21 protein-coding genes are annotated in these 19,322 nt (G+C 64.1%); 18 read left to right on the forward strand and 3 right to left on the reverse strand.

Going from position 1 to position 19,322, the window contains the following annotated elements; all coding sequences use genetic code 11:
- Positions 1-130: 130 nt before the first annotated feature.
- On the reverse strand, positions 131-334 hold the full coding sequence (locus QY049_RS00970; RefSeq protein WP_194475594.1) for a hypothetical protein: 204 nt from the start codon (positions 332-334) through the stop codon (positions 131-133).
- Positions 335-570: 236 nt separating this feature from the next.
- Between QY049_RS00970 and QY049_RS00975 the strand changes: the two genes are divergently transcribed.
- Positions 571-1,473 (forward strand): alpha/beta fold hydrolase, encoded by a 903-nt coding sequence (locus QY049_RS00975; RefSeq protein WP_301268622.1) that lies wholly within the window; start codon positions 571-573, stop codon positions 1,471-1,473.
- A 6-nt stretch (positions 1,474-1,479) separates the two neighbouring features.
- Here the strand turns inward: QY049_RS00975 and QY049_RS00980 are convergent, their stop codons facing one another.
- Together QY049_RS00980 and QY049_RS00985 are read right to left on the reverse strand one after the other, a co-directional pair.
- Positions 1,480-2,772: an MFS transporter gene (locus tag QY049_RS00980; RefSeq protein ID WP_194475595.1), complete on the reverse strand. Its 1,293-nt coding sequence runs from the start codon at positions 2,770-2,772 to the stop codon at positions 1,480-1,482.
- A 54-nt stretch (positions 2,773-2,826) separates the two neighbouring features.
- Positions 2,827-4,017 (reverse strand): aromatic ring-hydroxylating dioxygenase subunit alpha, encoded by a 1,191-nt coding sequence (locus QY049_RS00985; RefSeq protein ID WP_194475596.1) that lies wholly within the window; start codon positions 4,015-4,017, stop codon positions 2,827-2,829.
- 194 nt (positions 4,018-4,211) lie between these two features.
- Here QY049_RS00985 and QY049_RS00990 point away from each other — a divergent pair, with 194 nt between their 5' ends.
- The 17 genes from QY049_RS00990 to nuoK all read left to right on the forward strand — a co-directional run bounded on the left by QY049_RS00990 (position 4,212) and on the right by nuoK (position 19,320).
- On the forward strand, positions 4,212-4,727 hold the full coding sequence (locus QY049_RS00990; protein WP_301268623.1) for a MarR family winged helix-turn-helix transcriptional regulator: 516 nt from the start codon (positions 4,212-4,214) through the stop codon (positions 4,725-4,727).
- Positions 4,728-4,921: 194 nt separating this feature from the next.
- Positions 4,922-7,171: a TonB-dependent siderophore receptor gene (locus tag QY049_RS00995; RefSeq protein ID WP_301268624.1), complete on the forward strand. Its 2,250-nt coding sequence runs from the start codon at positions 4,922-4,924 to the stop codon at positions 7,169-7,171.
- 34 nt (positions 7,172-7,205) lie between these two features.
- Entirely contained in the window at positions 7,206-8,339 is a 1,134-nt protein-coding gene (locus QY049_RS01000; protein ID WP_301268625.1) for a PepSY domain-containing protein, read from the forward strand.
- Complete coding sequence (locus QY049_RS01005) at positions 8,339-8,539, forward strand: hypothetical protein (RefSeq protein WP_301268626.1); 201 nt, start codon at positions 8,339-8,341, stop codon at positions 8,537-8,539. The genes QY049_RS01000 and QY049_RS01005 overlap by 1 nt, the downstream gene beginning before the upstream one ends.
- Before the next feature lie 278 nt (positions 8,540-8,817).
- Positions 8,818-9,183: an NADH-quinone oxidoreductase subunit A gene (locus QY049_RS01010; protein ID WP_092290902.1), complete on the forward strand. Its 366-nt coding sequence runs from the start codon at positions 8,818-8,820 to the stop codon at positions 9,181-9,183.
- Positions 9,174-9,761, forward strand: a complete 588-nt coding sequence (locus tag QY049_RS01015) for an NADH-quinone oxidoreductase subunit B family protein (protein ID WP_194475600.1) — start codon at positions 9,174-9,176, stop codon at positions 9,759-9,761. The genes QY049_RS01010 and QY049_RS01015 overlap by 10 nt, the downstream gene beginning before the upstream one ends.
- Before the next feature lie 11 nt (positions 9,762-9,772).
- On the forward strand, positions 9,773-10,384 hold the full coding sequence (locus QY049_RS01020) for an NADH-quinone oxidoreductase subunit C (RefSeq protein WP_301268627.1): 612 nt from the start codon (positions 9,773-9,775) through the stop codon (positions 10,382-10,384).
- A 2-nt stretch (positions 10,385-10,386) separates the two neighbouring features.
- Positions 10,387-11,583, forward strand: coding sequence for an NADH-quinone oxidoreductase subunit D (locus QY049_RS01025; protein ID WP_194475602.1), 1,197 nt, complete (start codon positions 10,387-10,389; stop codon positions 11,581-11,583).
- Positions 11,583-12,545 (forward strand): FkbM family methyltransferase, encoded by a 963-nt coding sequence (locus QY049_RS01030; protein WP_194475603.1) that lies wholly within the window; start codon positions 11,583-11,585, stop codon positions 12,543-12,545. The genes QY049_RS01025 and QY049_RS01030 overlap by 1 nt, the downstream gene beginning before the upstream one ends.
- 10 nt (positions 12,546-12,555) lie before the next feature.
- Positions 12,556-13,167 (forward strand): NADH-quinone oxidoreductase subunit NuoE, encoded by a 612-nt coding sequence (gene nuoE / locus QY049_RS01035; protein ID WP_194475604.1) that lies wholly within the window; start codon positions 12,556-12,558, stop codon positions 13,165-13,167.
- On the forward strand, positions 13,167-13,370 hold the full coding sequence (locus QY049_RS01040; protein WP_194475605.1) for a hypothetical protein: 204 nt from the start codon (positions 13,167-13,169) through the stop codon (positions 13,368-13,370). The genes nuoE and QY049_RS01040 overlap by 1 nt, the downstream gene beginning before the upstream one ends.
- Before the next feature lie 15 nt (positions 13,371-13,385).
- The gene (gene nuoF / locus QY049_RS01045) at positions 13,386-14,711 is read left to right on the forward strand and encodes an NADH-quinone oxidoreductase subunit NuoF (protein ID WP_194475606.1); all 1,326 of its coding nucleotides are present in this window, start codon (positions 13,386-13,388) and stop codon (positions 14,709-14,711) included.
- Between the two features lie 5 nt (positions 14,712-14,716).
- A complete protein-coding gene (gene nuoG / locus QY049_RS01050; RefSeq protein WP_301268628.1) occupies positions 14,717-16,792 on the forward strand; it encodes an NADH-quinone oxidoreductase subunit NuoG in 2,076 nt (691 codons plus the stop codon).
- A gap of 4 nt (positions 16,793-16,796) precedes the next feature.
- Positions 16,797-17,864: an NADH-quinone oxidoreductase subunit NuoH gene (nuoH, locus tag QY049_RS01055; RefSeq protein WP_194475608.1), complete on the forward strand. Its 1,068-nt coding sequence runs from the start codon at positions 16,797-16,799 to the stop codon at positions 17,862-17,864.
- Between the two features lie 14 nt (positions 17,865-17,878).
- Positions 17,879-18,367 (forward strand): NADH-quinone oxidoreductase subunit NuoI, encoded by a 489-nt coding sequence (gene nuoI, locus QY049_RS01060; RefSeq protein ID WP_301269246.1) that lies wholly within the window; start codon positions 17,879-17,881, stop codon positions 18,365-18,367.
- A 9-nt stretch (positions 18,368-18,376) separates the two neighbouring features.
- A complete protein-coding gene (locus QY049_RS01065) occupies positions 18,377-19,015 on the forward strand; it encodes an NADH-quinone oxidoreductase subunit J (RefSeq protein WP_194475609.1) in 639 nt (212 codons plus the stop codon).
- Positions 19,012-19,320 carry an NADH-quinone oxidoreductase subunit NuoK gene (gene nuoK, locus QY049_RS01070; protein ID WP_008547737.1) on the forward strand — a complete coding sequence of 103 codons (309 nt, stop codon included), beginning with the start codon at positions 19,012-19,014 and terminating at the stop codon, positions 19,318-19,320. Before QY049_RS01065 ends, nuoK begins: the two co-directional genes overlap by 4 nt.
- The last annotated feature ends 2 nt before the right edge of the window (positions 19,321-19,322 follow it).

Here is a 19,322-nt window from a genome sequence, read left to right on the forward strand (position 1 = left end):
GCAAAGCTGCCGCGCGAACCGTCGACACCGTCTGCGCCGCAATCGGCCACGCACTCGATGCCTTCACACATCCGAGGAATGCGCCAACTACCTGAAAAACTCAGGCTATCGAACTTAATGCCATCATGCTTTAGCGGAATTCGGACATACCCGAACTCGTGATCACCACCGGCTTGCCGGCCTTGATCACATGGGTGGACTGGGCGGTCTGGCTGAAATCGGCATTGGTGCGGGCTGCAATTCCGAAGGCGGCGACTGCGATGCCGGCCACCAGCGCCACCACCACGATCTTCAGGTGGGTACCCCGATCTGCAGAGTGAATTGAGTGGTTCATCGAAGCCTCCCGACGGGCTTTGGCGCCGTCTGTAGGCTCATGTCTTAAGGAGCATCTGTTTCCGGATCGTTTCGCGGGTTCCGCAAAATGGTTTCATCTTGCGATTTGGCTGGTTTCATCGTCCGCCCCCGGGCGGTCTTACCTGCCGCGTAATCGCGGCGGCCGCATCCCTTCATCATGATCGTTTTCGTCGGCCGCCACCGTCAGGCCGAGCGATCCGGCAAGGGAGAAGCACGATGAACCGTCGAAATGTCCTCGAAGCCTCGTTGCTTGGCACCGCCTTGGCGGCGGCGTCGGGTGCCGGCGCGCCCGCAGCCCAGCCGGTTGCCCAATCGCCGTTTGTGACGGCCGGGGACGGCACAAGGCTGTTCGTGCAGGACTGGGGCAGCGGCAAGCCGGTGCTGCTGCTGACGGCCTGGACCTTCGATGCCAGCACCTGGGGTAGCCAGATTGCGGCCCTCAACGAAAGAGGCTTCCGCTGTATCGCGCCCGACCGGCGCGGGCACGGTCGCTCAGAGATGCCGTCTGCAGGCTATGATCTGGACACGCTGACCGACGACGTTGCGGCCGTGATCGAGGCGCGCGACCTGCGCGATGTGACGCTGGTCGGTTTCTCGATGGGGACGACCGAGGCGGTGAACTACCTGGCGCGATACGGCTCGGACCGGATCGCAAAGCTGGTGCTGGTGGCGCCGACGACGCCGTTCCTGGTCAAGACCGAGGACAATCCAGACGCGGTCCCGAAGGCCATGATCGAGGCCGACAATGCGGCCGTCGCACGCGACTTCGCGAAGTGGATTGCGGCCAACGAAGCGCCGTTCTTCACATCAGAAACGCCGGAGATCACGCGGACCTGGATCCGCGAAATGATGCTGAGCGTGCCGCTGCCGGTGGCGCTGGCGTGCCGCAAGACCATCGCGTTCGCCGATCTGCGCGCGGCCGCCGCCAGGATCGACCGCCCGACGCTGATCCTCCACGGCGACAAGGATGCCAGCGCGCCGCTGCAATTGACGGGTGCCAAGACCGCGAAGCTGATCAAAGGCAGCAAGCTTGTTGTCTACGAGGGCGCGCCGCACCCGCTGCCGCTGACGCATGGCGAGAGGCTGATTGCGGACATGCTCGCTTTCATGAGCGTCTAGGCGCTCTTAGCTTGCGCGGTTGATGTCGGCGCGGATGGTCCGTGCCGCCCAGACGAACAGCAGGGCGCCGAGCGTGGTCGTGACTGCCGCCGAGAGCAGGGAATAGCGCACGGCGTCCGCGCCGTAGCTGCCCTTCAGCATGTCATTGACCACGCCGACGGCGAGCGGGCCGACGCCCTGGCCGAAGCAGGTCGCAGTGAGCGCGATCAGGGCGGAGGCGAGCGCGCGCATGCTCGGCTTTGCCACCGTCTGCGCGATCGCGAAGATCGGCCCGAGATGGAAGCCGACCAGGAACGAGGTCAGCGCCAGCATCGCGACCATCATCTTGAAGTCCTGCGTCAGCATGCAGAGCGCAAAGACGGGGCCGGCGAGGCCAGAGGTGATCGCCGGCGCCCACAGATTCCAGCGGTCGTCGCGCCGGCTCACTCGCGCCACAACGAAGCCGCCAAGCAGTGTCCCGGCCATGCCGGCGAGGCCTTTGAACGTGCCCGCATAGGTGCCGATCTCGGCGCTCGACAGATGGTGCACGCGCGCCAGGAACGGCGGGATCCAGGCCGCGGTTGCGTAATTGGTGTAGGTGGTGAGGCAGAAGCCGATCAGCACGATGACAAAACTTTGCTGCGAGGCGAGAAAGCGGAGCGTAGCCCCGAGTGGTTCAGGCACGAAGCTTTCCTGCATCGCGCCGCGCTTCGGCTCCGAGATGGTCAGCCACACGACCAAGGCGAGCAGGATGCCCGGCACGCCGGCGACATAGAAGGCCATCCGCCAGCCATAGTGCTGGTTGACGTAGCCGCCGACGAAATAGCCCAGAAAGACGCCGAGATAGGTGCCGATGGCGTAGATGCCGAGCGCGCGCGGGCGCTCGTTCTTGGCAAAGAGGTCGGCGACGATCGATTGCGAGGCGGGGGAGCCTGCCGACTCGCCGATGCCGACGCCAATTCTGGCGAGTGCCAGCGAGGTCACGCTCGAGGCGGCGCCGCACAGCGCCGTCATCGCGCTCCAGAACGCGAAGGCGAGCGCCACGATGTTGCGGCGGTTGAGCCGGTCGGCAACGCGCGCGATGGGAATGCCGAGCAGGGAGTAGAACAGCGCGAAGCCGAAGCCCGCGAGCAGGCCCATCATGGTGTCGCTGAGGTGAAACTCCTTCTTGATCGGCTCGATCAGGACGTTGAAGATCGTGCGGTCGAGGAAGTTCAGCGCGTAGATGATGGTGAGCAGGCCCAGCACGTAATAACGCCGCGCCGCGGGTTTCTCCGCGGCGGTCGCCTGCACCGACATCTGTGACGTCACATCGACCATCGCTTCCCCCAATTGTCTTTGTTGTTGTCGTTGTTCAGCCCTCGTTCGGGCTGTCTAGCCTTCGCGGATGTAATTCCCCGCTTCGAACTCCACTTGCGGCACGTTGGCGTCGAAGGAGATGCCGATCGGGTCACGGCCCGCTTCCATCGCTTCCAGTTGCTCTGCCAGCATGCGCCGGATCATCAGAATGCCGCGGTCGCTCTGGCCGAAATGCTCCTCGGAATGCACCGTGACCGGACCCTGGCCGACCTGGGCTTCGTAGTCGCCGGGGAATTGCTGGTGCTCTTCCTCCGTCATGTCCCACCAGAATTTTCCGTTGAATTTCGAGCGCATGCGGCCGATGTCGCCTGCATTCTTGACGCGGCCGGCAACGTAGATGCGGAATGACGTGTCGTCGATCGGCAGTGTCCAGCCGATCGATTCCACTCGGGCGAACTGTGCGACGCGCGGATTCGGCACGACGCGCAAGGTAGGGAGGGCGGCTTCGGTGACGCGATAAAACACTTTGCCGTCATCCTGCTTGCGGATCGAGCGCACGGCAATGCCGCGCGGCGTCTTGTCGAACTTCACCTCCGGCATCGACGCCATCATGTTGGTGAACTGCGGTCCCGAGAACGAGCCGTGCAGCACCGGCACGTGATAGGGATCGACCACGTTCTCGAAATGCTGAAGCCAGTTGCAGGGAATGACCGCAGGGCCGCCGCCGCCGATCGAGGAATCATCGGCCTCGACGAACTCGCCGTCGTCCATGTTTTCCAGGCACTCGTAGCGCGGCAGCACCGGGCGTTTCTCCGCCGGGCCCATATAGGCGAAGATCAGCCCGTAGCGCTCCTCGACCGGGTACCAGGGCTGGCGCGCCTTGTCCTTGAACTGGCCGCCGTCGGGCTCGCAAGGCTGCTCCAGGCAATGGCCCTCGGTGTCGAACTTCCAGCCGTGATAGCAGCAGCGGATGCCGTCCTCTTCGACCTTGCCATAATAGAGCGTGGTGCCGCGGTGGCAGCAGCGGGCGTGGAGCAGGCCGACGCGGCCGAGCCTGTCGCGGAACAGGATCAGGTCTTCACCGAGAGCGCGCACCTTCTTCGGTGTGTCGGTGGCGTCGCTGACGAGCCCGACCGGGTGCCAGTAGCGGCGGAGCAACTCGCCCATCGGTGTGCCGCGCACGACCGAAGTGAGCTCGGTGCGTGTGTGCGCTGGCTTCATCGCATAGGCCGTGCCGAGATCGCGATCCCGCTGGGTGATCGTCATGCTTGTTCCTCCCGCCGCCGGCCTTGTTGGCCGGGTCGTTTTCGGTGCGTCGACCAAGTGAAAGATAATTCGATGACAATGTCAACGATCTTCCGATGTGCCTCTTTATGGCATTTGGAACAGGTTGGGGAGGTTGCGCTACCAAGGCCCTGCGAAGACTTGGCACGTGTTGGCTTTCTTGGCAGAGGTGGACCATGAGCCAGACATCGAGCAGGGACCAGCACGACGCGTCCGATGCGGACGACAATCATTCACCTGCGCCGATCACCGTGATGCTGTCATCACGGCTGATGGTGCTGGCGAACCTGCTCAAGCGCGGTGCAATCCTGCGCTACAAGCGTCTCGCCGGATTGTCCTCGGTCGAGTTCGGGCTTGTCGCCTCGCTCGGCCGGCGGCCGCCGATGAGCGTGGCCCGGCTCGCCGAAGCCGTCGGTCAGGACAAGGGCCAGATCAGCCGTGCGCTGGCTGAGTTGGTCTCGCGCAAGCTGATTGCGAAGTCTGCGAATCCGAAAGACAGCCGCGAGGTTCTGGTGTCGCTGACGCCTGCGGGCCTCGCCGCGCATGATGTCATCGTCGAAGGCGCACAGGAGCGCAATCGGATGCTGCTCGAGCAATTGAGCAAGGACGAGCTCGAGACGCTGCTCGCGCAGATCGATCGTCTCACCGCGACTGCCAAAGCGATGCTCGAAGCCGAGAAGGTTGCGCGCTGATCGCCAGGAGATATTCAATGTCATCTCCCGACATTTTGGAGCATCTCTAAGAGACGCTCTAAGAGTGCTTCTAAGAGCCTTTCAATTAGGGATATCGCGCGCGCTGCCCTAAGCGTCACCGCAACGCATGCCGTCCCGGACAGGCGGCATGACGATCAGATGCACATTGGGGTGGCGCGTTGAACAGTCTTGGAATGCTGCGGTCGGCCGTATTGTCGACCGCGTCTGCTTTGGTTTTGATGCCGCAGGCATCGCTCGCACAATCGCCGGTGCAGAATGGTGCGCAGAGCCTGCCGCCGGTGACGATCGCAGCGCCCGAGCAGCGTCGTCGCACCGCCGCACCCGCGCCACGGCGAACGCAGCGAGAGGCGCAGACCGCGAACAACCGAAGACCGCGGCCGCAACGCGATGTCGGCGTCGTCGAGAATCCGCGCGGCCCGGTGCAGGGCTATGTCGCCCGCCGCAGTTCGTCCGGCACCAAGACCAACACGCCGATCATGCAGACGCCGCAGGCGGTGTCGGTGATCGGCGCCGAGCAGATCCGCGACCAGAAGCCGAACAAGCTCGACGAAGTGCTGCGCTACACCGCGGGTGTCCGCGCCGGCACGTTCGGGGCCGATACCCGCAACGACTGGTGGCTGATCCGCGGCTTCAAGTCCGATGACATCGGACTGTTCCTTGACGGCATGCAGCTGTTCTACACCTCCTATGCGAGCTGGAAGCTGCAGCCCTCCAACATGGAGCGGGTCGAGGTGCTGCGCGGTCCGTCGGCCGTGCTGTACGGCGGATCGAGCCCGAGCGGCATCGTCAACGTCATCAGCAAGATGCCGTCGACCGAGCCGGTTCGCTACATCGAGACCGGCGTCAACAATTTCGGCAACGCCTATGTGGGCTTCGACGTCGGCGGTCCCGTCGCGACGCAGCCTGGCAATGGCCAGTTGCTCTACCGCGTCGTCGGCCAGGTCCAGAACGGCGGCACGCAGGTCGACTTCACGCCCGACAACAATTACTTCATCGCGCCGTCCGTCACCTGGAAGCCCGATGCCGACACCACCTTCACGGTGCTGGCCTCGGCCTCGAAGCAGGACACCCGCGGCATCAACTTCCTGCCTTACCAGGGCACGGTGACCAACGCGCCGTTCGGCAAGATTCCGACCGGCTTCTTCGCCGGCGATCCCAGCGTCGACAAGTTCACGCGCGAGCAGGAGATGCTCGGCTACCAGTTCGAACGCAATCTCACCGACGATCTGACGTTCCGGCAGAACGCGCGCTTTGCGCATGTCGACTTGACCTATCGCGGCTACGTCGGCAGCGGCTGGACCGGTGTCAATACGGCGACGCTCGGCCGCTACAATTGGTATGCGAAGGACACCGCCAACCAGGCTGATCTCGACAACCAGCTCGAATATCGCTTCGACACCGGCCCGGTGAAGCACACCATGCTGTTCGGGGTGGACCTGAAGGGCTACCAGATCGACGACTATCAGGCCTTCGGCTTCGGTGTGTCCCCGATCAACGTCCTCAATCCATCCTATGGGGCCGCCGAGGTTCCGCTGCCGACCTCGCCATTCCGCAACTTCCTGATCACGCAGAAGCAGGCGGGCACCTACGTTCAGGACCAGATGAAGCTCGGCAATTTCACGGTGGTGCTGAGCGGGCGCAATGATTGGGTGGAGACGTCCCAGGCCGCGCGTGATACCGGCGCCCTTGTGAGCCAGCGCGACGACAGCAAGTTCAGCGGGCGCGCCGGGCTGATCTACAATTTCGACAACGGCATCGCGCCTTACGTCTCCTATTCGACGAGCTACAATCCGATCATCGGCCTCAACGCGCAGAACCAGCTGTTCCTGCCGGAGACCGGCCGGCAGGCCGAGATCGGCGTGAAGGTCGCGCCGAAAGGATTTGACGGCTACTTCACCGCGTCGGTGTTCGACTTGAAGCGCCAGAACGTGGCGACCACCGATCCCGCGAATGTCCTGTTGCAGAACCAGACCGGCGAGGTGACCTCGCGTGGCATCGAGCTCGAAGCGGTGGCCAACGCCACCAAGGAGCTGAAGCTGATCGGCGCCTTCACCGCCTATCATCTCTTCACCAGCAAGGACCTCGATCAGTCCCTGATCGGCAAGACGCCGACCAACACGCCGGAGATGCTGATCTCGGGATGGGCGGACTACACCTTCAAGGACGGACCGCTGGATGGATTTGGTTTCGGCGGCGGCGTTCGTTACGTCGGCTCGTCCTGGGCCGACGCCGCCAACACGCTGGAAGTTCCCGCCGTCGTCCTCGGCGATCTCGCGGTTCACTACGAATGGCAGAACTGGCGCACCGCCATCAACGTGATCAACCTGACCGACAAGATCTACGTCGCGAGCTGCGCCTCGGCCTCGTCCTGCTTCTACGGCGACCGCCGCCGCGTCACCGCGAGCGTCTCCTACAAATGGTGAGGCGAACGGTGAGGCTCGGCGAGGGGAGGGTTTTGTGAAGGCGCGCACGGTCAGGCTCTGGTCGGTGGTCCACACCTGGACCAGCCTGGTCTCGACCCTGTTCCTGCTCTTGCTCTGCCTGACCGGCCTGCCGCTGATCTTTCATCACGAGATTGATGAGCTCCTGGGCTACGCCCCCCAGCCCGAAGCTCATGCGAGCGCGGCGCGCGCGACGCCCCAAGTCGTCGCCGATGCCGCGCTCGCCGCCGATCCCGGCAAGGTGTTGCAGTATGTTTCCTGGGACAAGGACGAGCCCGGGATCGTGACAGCCTTCACCAACAGCGCGCCTGATGGAGCGCCCGACAACGCCACCGTGCGTGCCTTCGACGCCGTCTCGGCGAAGTTGCTCGGGCCGATCGGTGTCGGGCCGATGCTGATCGTGCTCAAGCTGCACACCGACATGTTTGCGGGCCAGGCCGGAAAGCTCTTTCTCGGCGCGATGGGGCTGCTGTTTGCGGTCGCCATCGTCTCCGGCGTGGTCCTGTACTGGCCGTTCACTCGCCGCCTGCGCTTTGCAACCATTCGCAACAGCGCCGCGCGTCGGGTCCGCTGGCTCGACTGGCACAATCTGATCGGCGTGGTGACGGTGGCCTGGGCGCTGGTCGTGGGCCTGACCGGCGTCGTCAACACCTGGGCCGAGCTGATGCTGGGCCAGTGGAAGGCGACCGAGCTCGCCAGCATGGTCGCGCCCTATGCCGGTAAGCCGCCGCCGGTACATCTCGCCTCGCTCGACGATGTCGTCGCGCGCGCGAGGCTGGCCGCGCCCGGCATGGAGGTCGCCTTCATCGCGTTTCCGGGCACGCCGTTCACGTCCTCGCACCATTATGCAGCTTTCATGCGCGGGGACACGGCCTTGACCGCCCGGCTGCTCAAGCCGGTCCTGCTCGACGGCGAAACGGGAGAGGTCGCCGACGTCAGGGCTCTGCCGCTCTATCTCCAGGCGCTGCTGATCTCGCAGCCGCTGCATTTCGGTGATTATGGCGGCATGCCGCTCAAGGTGATCTGGGCCGCGCTCGATGGGCTCACCATCGTCGTGATCGGCAGCGGCCTCTATCTCTGGCTGGCACGGTGGAAGAGGGTGCCCGGCCGTCGTGACGCATTCGCCAGGCGAGCCCAGGTTCCGTCGTGATGCATGGCTCCTCTGACCGCACGCGGCTGTGGATACGTGTTTTTGCGCCACCTGGCCTGCTCGCGGCCGCGACCATGACCGGTCTGCTGGCCGCGCTGCTCTGTGAAAGGAGCGGCCAGTATGTCGCCTGGGTGACAGTCGGGGCCCCGGTCGCGGTCGTTGCCTGGGTTTGGGTGCGTCGCCGCACCGAAGAAACCTAGCCATTTTCGGCGACGATCCGGGGCAAATAGCGTCCGTGGCCGGTCCGCCGCAATCTCAGAACTGCTGCCCTGCAAAACCGCGGCCGCCCTTGTCGCGTCAGGCGAGTTGCTTCATACCAGCCGCGGGGTGATTCCGGGATTTCCACCGGTCTGGGAGCAGCAAAGGGCCTGAAAAGAGCGTGTCTTGCGCCCATTGGTGCACTGCGCTAAGGCTCAGAATAATTCCAAATCGGACGAATCCGTGGCTGTCCCGAGGCTGCGGGAAAAAGGGCTCGTCAATGAGCGGCATTCTACAGAACTATCTTCCACTCGTCGTATTCATAGGGGTAGCTGCCATCATCGGCCTGGTGCTGCTGATCGCGCCCTTCATCGTCGCTTTCCAGCAGCCGGACCCGGAAAAGCTGTCGGCGTATGAGTGCGGTTTCAACGCCTTCGACGACGCCCGCATGAAGTTCGACGTCCGCTTCTATCTGGTCGCCATCCTCTTCATCATCTTCGACCTCGAGGTGGCGTTCCTGTTTCCCTGGGCGGTGGCGTTCGGCAAACTTGGCGCGACCGGCTTCTGGTCCATGCTGGTGTTCCTCGCCGTGCTGACGGTGGGCTTCGCCTATGAATGGAAGAAAGGGGCACTCGAATGGGATTGAACCCTGCAACGTCCGCCGGTCCGGCCATCGCGCCGGCCCCCAAGGGCATTTTGGATCCGTCGACCGGCAAGCCGGTCGGGGCCAATGATCCGTTCTTCCTCGAGGTCAATCACGAACTGTCCGACAAGGGCTTCTTCGTGGCCGCGACCGACGACCTCATCACCTGGGCCCGTACCGGCTCGCTGATGTGGATGACCTTCGGTCTGGCCTGCTGCGCCGTCGAGATGATGCAGGTGTCGATGCCGCGCTACGACGTCGAGCGCTTCGGCTTCGCGCCGCGTGCCTCGCCGCGCCAGTCCGACGTGATGATCGTCGCCGGCACGCTGACGAACAAGATGGCCCCGGCGCTGCGCAAGGTCTACGACCAGATGCCCGAGCCGCGCTACGTCATCTCGATGGGCTCCTGCGCCAATGGCGGCGGCTACTACCACTATTCCTACTCGGTCGTGCGCGGCTGCGACCGCATCGTGCCGATCGACATCTACGTGCCGGGCTGCCCGCCCACGGCGGAAGCGCTGCTCTACGGCGTGCTGCTGCTGCAGAAGAAGATCCGCCGCACCGGCACCATCGAACGCTAAGGTTTTACGTCATGGACGACGCCAAGCTCGACGCCCTGGGGCAGACGATCGTGAGCGCGCTTCCGGGCGCGGCCCTCGGTTATCAGGTGGCCTTCAACCAGCTGACGGTTGATGTCGAGGCCAGCAAGATCGTCGAGGTGGTCAAGTACCTCCGCGACGACCCGAACTGCCGTTTCGTCAACTTCACCGACATCACGGCCGCCGACTATCCGTCGCGCGAGAAGCGCTTCGACGTGATCTATCACTTCCTGTCACCGACCCTGAACGCCCGCATTCGTCTCAAGGCCCAGGCCGACGAGACCACGCAGGTGCCGTCGCTGATCGAGGTTTTCCCCGGTGCCGACTGGTTCGAGCGCGAGGCCTACGACCTCTACGGCGTGTTCTTCGTCGGCCATCCCGACATGCGCCGCATCCTCACCGACTACGGTTTCGAGGGACATCCGCTGCGCAAGGACTTCCCGCTGACCGGCTTCCTCGAGGTCCGCTACGACGACCAGGAAAAGCGCGTGGTGTACGAGCCTGTCCGGCTCAACCAGGAATTCCGCAAGTTCGATTTCCTCTCGCCATGGGAAGGGGCGGACTATCCGCTTCCCGGTGACGAGAAGGCGGGACCGAAGGCCTGATCATGAACGAGCAACCTGAACAGCTTCGCAACTTCACCATCAATTTCGGCCCGCAGCATCCTGCGGCCCACGGTGTGTTGCGCCTCGTGCTCGAATTGGACGGCGAAGTCGTCGCCCGCGTCGATCCCCATATCGGCTTGCTTCACCGCGGCACCGAGAAGCTGATCGAGCAGAAGACCTATCTGCAGGCGATCCCGTATTTCGACCGGCTCGATTATGTCGCGCCGATGAACCAGGAGCACGCCTTCTGCCTCGCCGCCGAGAAGCTGCTCGGCATCGAGGTGCCGCGCCGCGGCCAGTTGATCCGCGTGCTCTATTGCGAGATCGGCCGCATTCTCTCTCACCTTCTCAACGTCACCACGCAGGCGATGGACGTCGGCGCGCTGACCCCGCCGCTGTGGGGCTTCGAAGAGCGCGAGAAGCTGATGGTGTTCTACGAGCGTGCCTCGGGCAGCCGTATGCACGCGGCCTTCTTCCGCGTCGGCGGCGTGCATCAGGACCTGCCGCAGAAGCTGGTCGACGACATCGAGGCCTGGTGCGATCCGTTCCTCAAAGTCGTCGACGACCTCGACCGCCTGCTCACCGCCAATCGCATCTTCAAGCAGCGCAACGTCGACATCGGCGTGGTGCCGTTGAAGGAGGCCTGGGAGTGGGGCTTCTCCGGCGTGATGGTGCGCGGCTCGGGCGCGGCCTGGGACCTGCGCAAGTCGCAGCCCTATGAGTGCTACGCCGAGATGGATTTCGACATTCCGATCGGCAAGAACGGCGACTGCTACGACCGCTACCTGATCCGCATGGAAGAGATGCGCCAGTCCGTGCGCATCATGAAGCAGTGCATCCAGAAGCTGAATGCGCCTGACGGGAAGGGGCCTGTGGTCGTCGAAGACAACAAGGTCGCCCCGCCGCGCCGCGGCGAGATGAAGCGCTCGATGGAAGCGCTGATCCACCACTTCAAGCTCTACACCGAAGGCGTTCACGTGCCGGAAGGCGAAGTCTACGCCGCGGTCGAGGCGCCCAAGGGCGAGTTCGGCGTCTATCTGATCTCCGACGGCACCAACAAGCCGTACAAGTGCAAGATCCGCGCGCCGGGCTTTGCCCATCTGCAGGCGATGGACCACATCTGCCGCGGCCATCTGCTCGCCGACGTTTCGGCCATCCTTGGTTCGCTCGACATCGTGTTCGGAGAGGTCGATCGGTGATGGCGCAGGCGCCAATCCAGTTTGACCGTGCCTCGGGGGCCCTTGAAGGGGCCAACCTGTGGGAGCGGACGGCTGCCTTGGCGCTGGTGACGGGATCGAAGATCTCCTCGCACTTCTCGCACATGGGCTACATCGCCTGCGCCAATTTGCTGGCGAAGACGCTGCCCAAGCGGAACATCGCGATCAAGCTCAATCCGGACGCCGTGTTCGAATTCCCCTATGGCGACGGCTATTGGAGCAAGCTGCTCAACCGCTCCTATAACTACGAAGACGAGCTGGAGCTGCTGTTCTCGGACTCCATCGATGTCGACTACACGCTGCTCGATTGCGGCGCGAACTACGGCTATTGGTCGGTACTGGTGTCGAGCAAGCCGTTCGGCGCGCACAAGGCGATCGCGATCGAGCCGTCGGGCCAGAACTACCCGAAGCTCGCCAACAACGCCCGCGTCAATGGCAATCGCTTCGAGACCATGAAGTGCGCGATCGGCGCTGCCCGCGGCACCGCGCGTCTGTCAGGGACCAAGCACGAGGCCTTCAGCATCGCCGGCGCGCCGTCGGATGGTGGCGAGGAAGTGCCGGTGCTCGCGCTGGATAACCTCATCGACGACGGCAAGGTCTCGGCATCAGGCAAATACCTGATCAAGCTCGACGTCGAGGGCGTCGAGATCGAGGCGATCAAGGGCGGCGCCCGGCTGCTCCAGACCGACAGCGTCATCATGTGCGAGGAGCACGGCAGCGACCGTTCGCATGCGGTGTCGCGCTTCATCCTCGAGCAGACCCCCTTGAAGCTGATCGTGCTCGATCCGCGCACCAACCGGCTGGAGACCGTGACCGAGCTGTCGATCCTCGACCGCATCAAGGTCTCGACCCATGTCGGCTACAACGTTTTCGGTACCGCAAGCGCGTTCTGGCAGGGCAGGATCGATGCCCTGAATGCGAAAACCGCGCGCCGTATGCAGTGAGAGATAAGATATGTCCGTTCGCCGATTAGCGCCCAAGGAAGTCCAACCCGCGAGCTTTGCGTTCACGGACGAGAACCTTGCTTTCGCCAAGCAGCAGATCGCGAAATATCCGGCCGGACGCCAGGCCTCGGCCGTCATCGCGATCCTCTGGCGCGTTCAGGAACAGCACGAGGGCTGGGTCTCGGAAGCTGCGATCCGCGCCGTCGCCGATCTGCTCGACATGCCCTATATCCGCGTGCTCGAGGTCGCGACCTTCTACACGATGTTCCAGCTCGCTCCCGTCGGCAAGAAGGCCCACGTCCAGGTCTGCGGTACCACGCCGTGCCGCCTGCGCGGCGCCGAGGATCTCATCCACGTCTGCGAGACCCGCATCCATCACGATCCCTTCCATCTCTCGAAGGACGGCAATTTCAGCTGGGAAGAGGTGGAGTGCCTGGGCGCCTGTGTGAACGCGCCGATGGTGTTGATCGGCAAGGACACCTATGAGGACCTGACCAAGGAGAGCTTCGGCAAGGTGCTCGACGGCTTTGCCTCGGGTAATCCGCCCAAGCCCGGTCCGCAGAACGGCCGCCAGTTCTCCGCGCCGATGGGCGGGCCGACCACGCTGAAGGAGACCTCCTGATGGGTCTTCCGTCCAAGGCGAACCGGGGGAGCGAAGCCGTGAAGAAAATGGGCTTCATCGCCATGCACTCCGCGCTCGCGGCCGCCTTCATGTTCCTGCTGCAGCGCTTCGTGATGAACGCGACGCAGGAAACCAGTCTGCTCTGGGCGCTGACCTTCGCCGTCTGCGCCGCCGGGCTTGCCTACAAGCAGGCCAACCGTTGATCGGAAAGCACTGATATGCTCGAGGACAAGGACCGCATCTTCAAGAACCTCTACGGCCTCCATGATTGGGGTCTCGAGGGCGCGCGGCGCCGCGGCGCCTGGGATGGTACGAAGAATATCATCGACAAGGGCCGCGACTGGATCATCAACGAGATGAAGGCCTCGGGCCTGCGCGGGCGCGGTGGCGCCGGCTTCCCGACCGGCCTGAAATGGTCGTTCATGCCGAAGGAATCGACCGACGGCCGGCCGAGCTATCTCGTCGTCAACGCCGACGAATCCGAACCCGGCACCTGCAAGGATCGCGAGATCATGCGGCACGATCCGCATCTCCTGATCGAAGGCTGCCTGATCGCGAGCTGTGCGATGAACGCGCATGCCTGCTACATCTATGTTCGCGGCGAGTTCATCCGCGAGCGCGAGCATCTCCAGGCCGCGATCGACCAGGCCTATGAGGCCAAGCTCGTCGGCAAGGACAACGTCAACGGCTGGCCGTTCGACATCTACGTCGCGCACGGCGCCGGCGCCTACATCTGCGGCGAAGAGACCGCGCTGCTCGAAAGCCTCGAAGGCAAGAAGGGCCAGCCGCGCCTGAAGCCGCCGTTCCCGGCGAATGTCGGCCTGTTCGGTTGCCCGACCACCGTCAACAACGTCGAGTCCATCGCGGTTGCGCCCGACATTCTGCGCCGCGGCGCCGCATGGTTCGCCGGCATCGGCCGTCCGAACAACGTCGGCACTAAGCTCTTCTGCATCTCCGGCCATGTCGAGCGGCCCTGCAACGTCGAAGAGGCCATGGGCATTCCGTTCCGTGAGCTGATCGACAAGCATTGCGGCGGCATTCGCGGCGGCTGGGACAACCTCAAAGCCGTGATCCCAGGCGGCTCGTCGGTACGCATGGTGCCGGCCGAGCAGATCATCGACACGCCGATGGATTTCGACTCCTTGAGCAAGTTGCGCTCGGGCCTCGGCACTGCGGCCGTGATCGTGATGGACAAGTCGACCGATTTGATCCGCGCCATCGCCCGCATTTCGTACTTCTACAAGCACGAGAGCTGTGGCCAGTGCACGCCGTGCCGCGAGGGCACCGGCTGGATGTGGCGCGTGCTCACCCGCATGGCCGACGGTCGTGCGCACAAGCGCGAAATCGACATGCTGTTAGAGGTGACAAAACAGGTCGAAGGCCACACCATCTGCGCGCTCGGCGACGCAGCCGCGTGGCCGATCCAGGGCCTGATCGCGCATTTCCGCCACGAGATCGAAGCGCGTATCGACCAGTATTCGCATAAGGCCGACATCGACGATGCCGGCGTCCGCGATCCCGTGAACATGGTCGCGGCGGAGTAAGAGACATGACCAAGCTCATCATCGACGGCAAAGAGATCGATGTCCCCGCCGAATACACGCTGCTTCAGGCGTGCGAGGCGGCCGGCGCCGAGATTCCGCGCTTCTGTTATCACGAGCGCCTGTCGATCGCCGGCAATTGCCGGATGTGCCTCGTCGAGGTGAAGGGCGGCCCGAAGCCGGTCGCGAGCTGCGCCTGGGGTGTGCGCGACTGCCGTCCGGGCCCGAAGGGCGAGCCGCCGGAGATCTCGACGCGTTCGCCGATGGTGAAGAAGGCGCGCGAAGGCGTGATGGAATTCCTTCTCATCAACCATCCGCTGGATTGCCCGATCTGCGACCAGGGCGGTGAGTGCGACCTGCAGGACCAGGCGATGGGCTATGGTGTCGACACCAGCCGCTTCGCCGAGAACAAGCGCGCGGTCGAGGACAAGTATCTCGGCGCGCTGGTCAAGACCTCGATGAACCGCTGCATCCAGTGCACGCGCTGCGTCCGCTTCTCGGCGGAAGTCGCCGGCGCACCCGAGATGGGTGCAACCGGGCGCGGCGAGGACATGGAGATCACGACCTATCTCCAGCACGCGCTGACGTCGGAATTGCAGGGCAATCTCGTCGACATCTGCCCGGTCGGTGCACTGACCTCGAAGCCTTATGCCTTTGCGGCGCGTCCGTGGGAGCTCGGCAAGACCCAGTCGATCGACGTGATGGACGGCGTTGGATCGGCAATCCGCGTCGACACACGCGGCCGCGAGGTGATGCGCGTGCTGCCGCGCATCAACGAGGCCGTGAACGAGGAGTGGATCTCCGACAAGACCCGTCACGTCGTCGACGGTCTGCGCACCCAGCGCCTCGACCGTCCCTATATCCGTGAAGCCGGCAAGCTGCGCGCGGCGAGCTGGCCGGAAGCTTTTGCGGCGATCGCCTCCAAGGCGGCGCGCACCGACGGCAAGCGCATCGGCGCGATCGCAGGCGATCTCGCCGGCGTCGAAGAGATGTTCGCGGTGAAGGATCTGCTTGCAAAATTCGGCTCGGCCAATCTGGCGGTGCAGGGCGGCGACGCTTTCGATCCCGCGCTCGGCCGCGGCTCCTACATCTTCAATCCGACGCTCGCTGGCGTCGAGCAGGCGGATGCGCTGCTCATCATCGGCGCCAATCCGCGCAAGGAAGCGGCCGTCTTCAACGCCCGCATCCGCAAGCGCTGGCGCGCCGGCGGCTTCAAGGTCGGCGTGATCGGCGCCAAGGCGGATCTCACCTACGACTATGATCATCTCGGCGCAGGCACCGAGACGCTCGGTGAGCTCGCGGCCGGCAAGCACTCCTACATGGACGTGCTGAAGAACGCCAAGAATCCAATCATCCTGGTCGGTGCGGGCGCGGCCTCGCGTCACGACGGCGCCGCTATTCTCGCCGCCGCCGCCAAGCTCGCGCTCGACGTCGGCGCGGTGAAGGACGGCTGGAACGGCTTTGGCGTGCTGCACGAGACCGCCTCGCGCGTCGGTGCACTCGACATTGGCTTCGTTGCCGGTGCGGGCGGGCTCAACGCCGCGCAGATGACTACCTTCGGCACGCTGGATTTGTTGTTCCTGTTGGGGGCCGACGAGGTCAAGGCGCCGGATGGCACCTTCGTGGTCTACATCGGCACCCATGGTGACCGCGGCGCGCATCGTGCCGACGTGATCCTGCCGGCGGCCGCCTACACCGAGAAGTCGGCGATCTACGTCAATACCGAAGGCCGCGTTCAGATGACCGGCCGTGCCGCGTTCCCGCCGGGCGAAGCCCGCGAGGACTGGGCGATCATCCGTGCGCTTTCCGAAGCACTCGGCAAGAAGCTCGGCTACGACTCGCTGTCCGCGTTGCGCCAGGCGATCTTCAAGGCCGTGCCGCACCTGATCCGTCTCGACCAGATCGAGGCCGGCACCGCCGACCAGATCAAGAAGCTGGCGGGGAAGGGCGGTTCGCCGGAGAAGGCGCCTCTCAAGGCTGTCATCGAGGACTTCTATTTGACCAACCCAATCGCGCGTGCGTCCGCAGTGATGGCGGAATGCTCGCGGCTTGCCTCCGGGCAGATGCTGACCGCAGCGGAGTGAGGCGATGGAATTCTTCGAAAGCGCATTCTGGACCGGCTTCCTCTGGCCGCTGATCATCATGATCGCGGAGAGCGTGCTGGTTCTCGTCGTCCTGCTGGTCGCGATCGCCTACATCCTGCTCGCCGACCGCAAGATCTGGGCGGCGGTGCAGATCCGACGCGGCCCGAACGTGGTCGGGCCCTGGGGCCTGTTCCAGTCCTTCGCCGACTTGCTCAAATTCGTGCTGAAGGAGCCGATCATTCCGGCCGGCGCCAACAAGGGCGTGTTCCTGCTGGCGCCGCTGGTGTCCTGCGTGCTCGCGCTTGCGGCCTGGGCGGTGATCCCGACCAATCTCGGCTGGGTGATCTCCGACATCAACGTCGGCATCCTCTTCATCTTCGCGATCTCGTCGCTGTCGATCTACGGCATCATCATGGCCGGCTGGTCGTCGAACTCGAAGTACCCGTTCCTGGCCGCGCTGCGCTCGGCGGCGCAGATGGTGTCCTACGAAGTCTCGATCGGCTTCGTCATCATCACGGTGCTGCTCTGCGCCGGCACGCTGAACCTCTCGGCCGTGGTCGAGGCCCAGCATGTCCGCGGCCTCGCCAGCCTGATCGGGCTGCCGCAGTTGACGATCCTCAACTGGTACGTCTGGCCGCTGTTCCCGATGTTCGTGGTGTTCTACGTTTCGGCGCTGGCGGAGACCAACCGTCCGCCCTTCGATCTCGTCGAAGCGGAGTCCGAGCTCGTCGCCGGCTTCATGGTCGAATATGGCTCGACGCCCTATCTGCTTTTCATGCTCGGCGAGTACGTCGCGATCGTCACGATGTGCGCGATGGCGACCATCCTGTTCCTCGGAGGCTGGCTGCCGCCGGTCGACCTGCCGCCCTTCAACTGGGTGCCGGGGATCATCTGGTTCGCGCTGAAGCTGTTCTTCATGTTCTTCCTGTTCGCGATGGCAAAGGCGATCGTGCCGCGCTACCGCTACGACCAACTGATGCGCCTCGGCTGGAAGGTGTTCCTGCCGCTGTCGCTGGCGATGGTGGTCGTGGTAGCCGGCGTGCTGCAATTCGCCGGCATCGCGCCGAAGTGAGGGCCGTCATGGGTATCAACGTCAACGCCACTGCACGCTCGCTTCTCCTGTCGGAATTCGTCTCGGCGTTCTTTCTCGCCATGCGCTATTTCTTCCAGCCGAAGCCGACGCTGAACTATCCGTTCGAGAAGGGCCCGATCTCGCCGCGCTTCCGCGGCGAGCATGCGCTGCGCCGCTATCCGAACGGCGAAGAGCGCTGCATCGCCTGCAAGCTGTGCGAGGCGGTCTGCCCGGCGCAGGCCATCACCATCGAGGCCGGCCCGCGCCGCAACGACGGCACCCGCCGTACCGTGCGTTACGACATCGACATGGTGAAGTGCATCTATTGCGGCCTCTGCCAGGAAGCCTGCCCGGTCGACGCCATCGTCGAAGGTCCGAACTTCGAGTTCGCGACCGAGACCCGCGAGGAACTGTTCTATGACAAGGCCAAGCTGCTCGCCAACGGCGACCGCTGGGAACGCGAGATCGTGAAAGCGATCGAGCTCGACGCGCCTTACCGGTGAGATGAGAACATGATCCTTCCCGCGCTGTTCTTCTATCTCTTCGCCGGCATCTGCGTCGCCTCGGCGGTGATGGTGATTGTCTCGCGCAATCCCGTGCATTCCGTGCTGTACCTGATCCTGGCCTTCGTCAACGCCTCCGGCCTGTTCGTGCTGATGGGCGCCGAATTCCTCGGCATGATGCTGATCGTGGTCTATGTCGGCGCGGTCGCGGTGCTGTTCCTGTTCGTCATCATGATGCTCGATGTCGACTTCCTCGAGCTGCGCGAAGGCTTCATCCAGTACCTGCCCGTCGGTGTCGTGATCGGCGGCATCTTCCTGTTCGAGCTGCTCCTCACGGTGGGCGCCTGGGTCATCAATCCCGGCGTCAGCAAGACGATTACGGCGCCGATCCCGGCCAACGTCTCCAACACCGAGGCGCTCGGGCTGGTGCTCTATACGAAGTACATCCACTATTTCCAGCTCGCGGGCATGGTGCTGCTGGTCGCCATGATCGGCGCCATCGTGCTGACGCTGCGCCACAAGGCGAGCGTGAAGCGGCAGGACATCAACGTTCAGAACGCACGCACGCCCGACATGGCGATGGCGATGCGCAAGGTGGCGCCGGGGCAGGGGCTCTCGGACGCGGATGCGGCGGAGTGGGTGAAATGACGATCGGGCTCGGACATTATCTGGCGGTCGGCGCGATCCTGTTCACGCTCGGCATCCTCGGCATCTTCCTGAACCGCAAGAACATCATCGTCATCCTGATGTCGATCGAGCTGATCCTGCTCTCGGTCAACATCAACCTGGTGGCATTCTCGACCTTCCTCGGCGACATCGTCGGTCAGGTCTTCGCGCTGCTGGTCTTGACCGTCGCGGCCGCCGAAGCCGCGATCGGTCTCGCCATCCTGGTGGTCTATTTCCGCAACCGTGGCTCGATCGCGGTTGAGGACGTCAATCTGATGAAGGGCTGAGC

The organism is Bradyrhizobium sp. WYCCWR 13022 (assembly GCF_030435535.1).
In the GTDB taxonomy this organism is placed as follows: Bacteria; Pseudomonadota; Alphaproteobacteria; order Rhizobiales; family Xanthobacteraceae; genus Bradyrhizobium.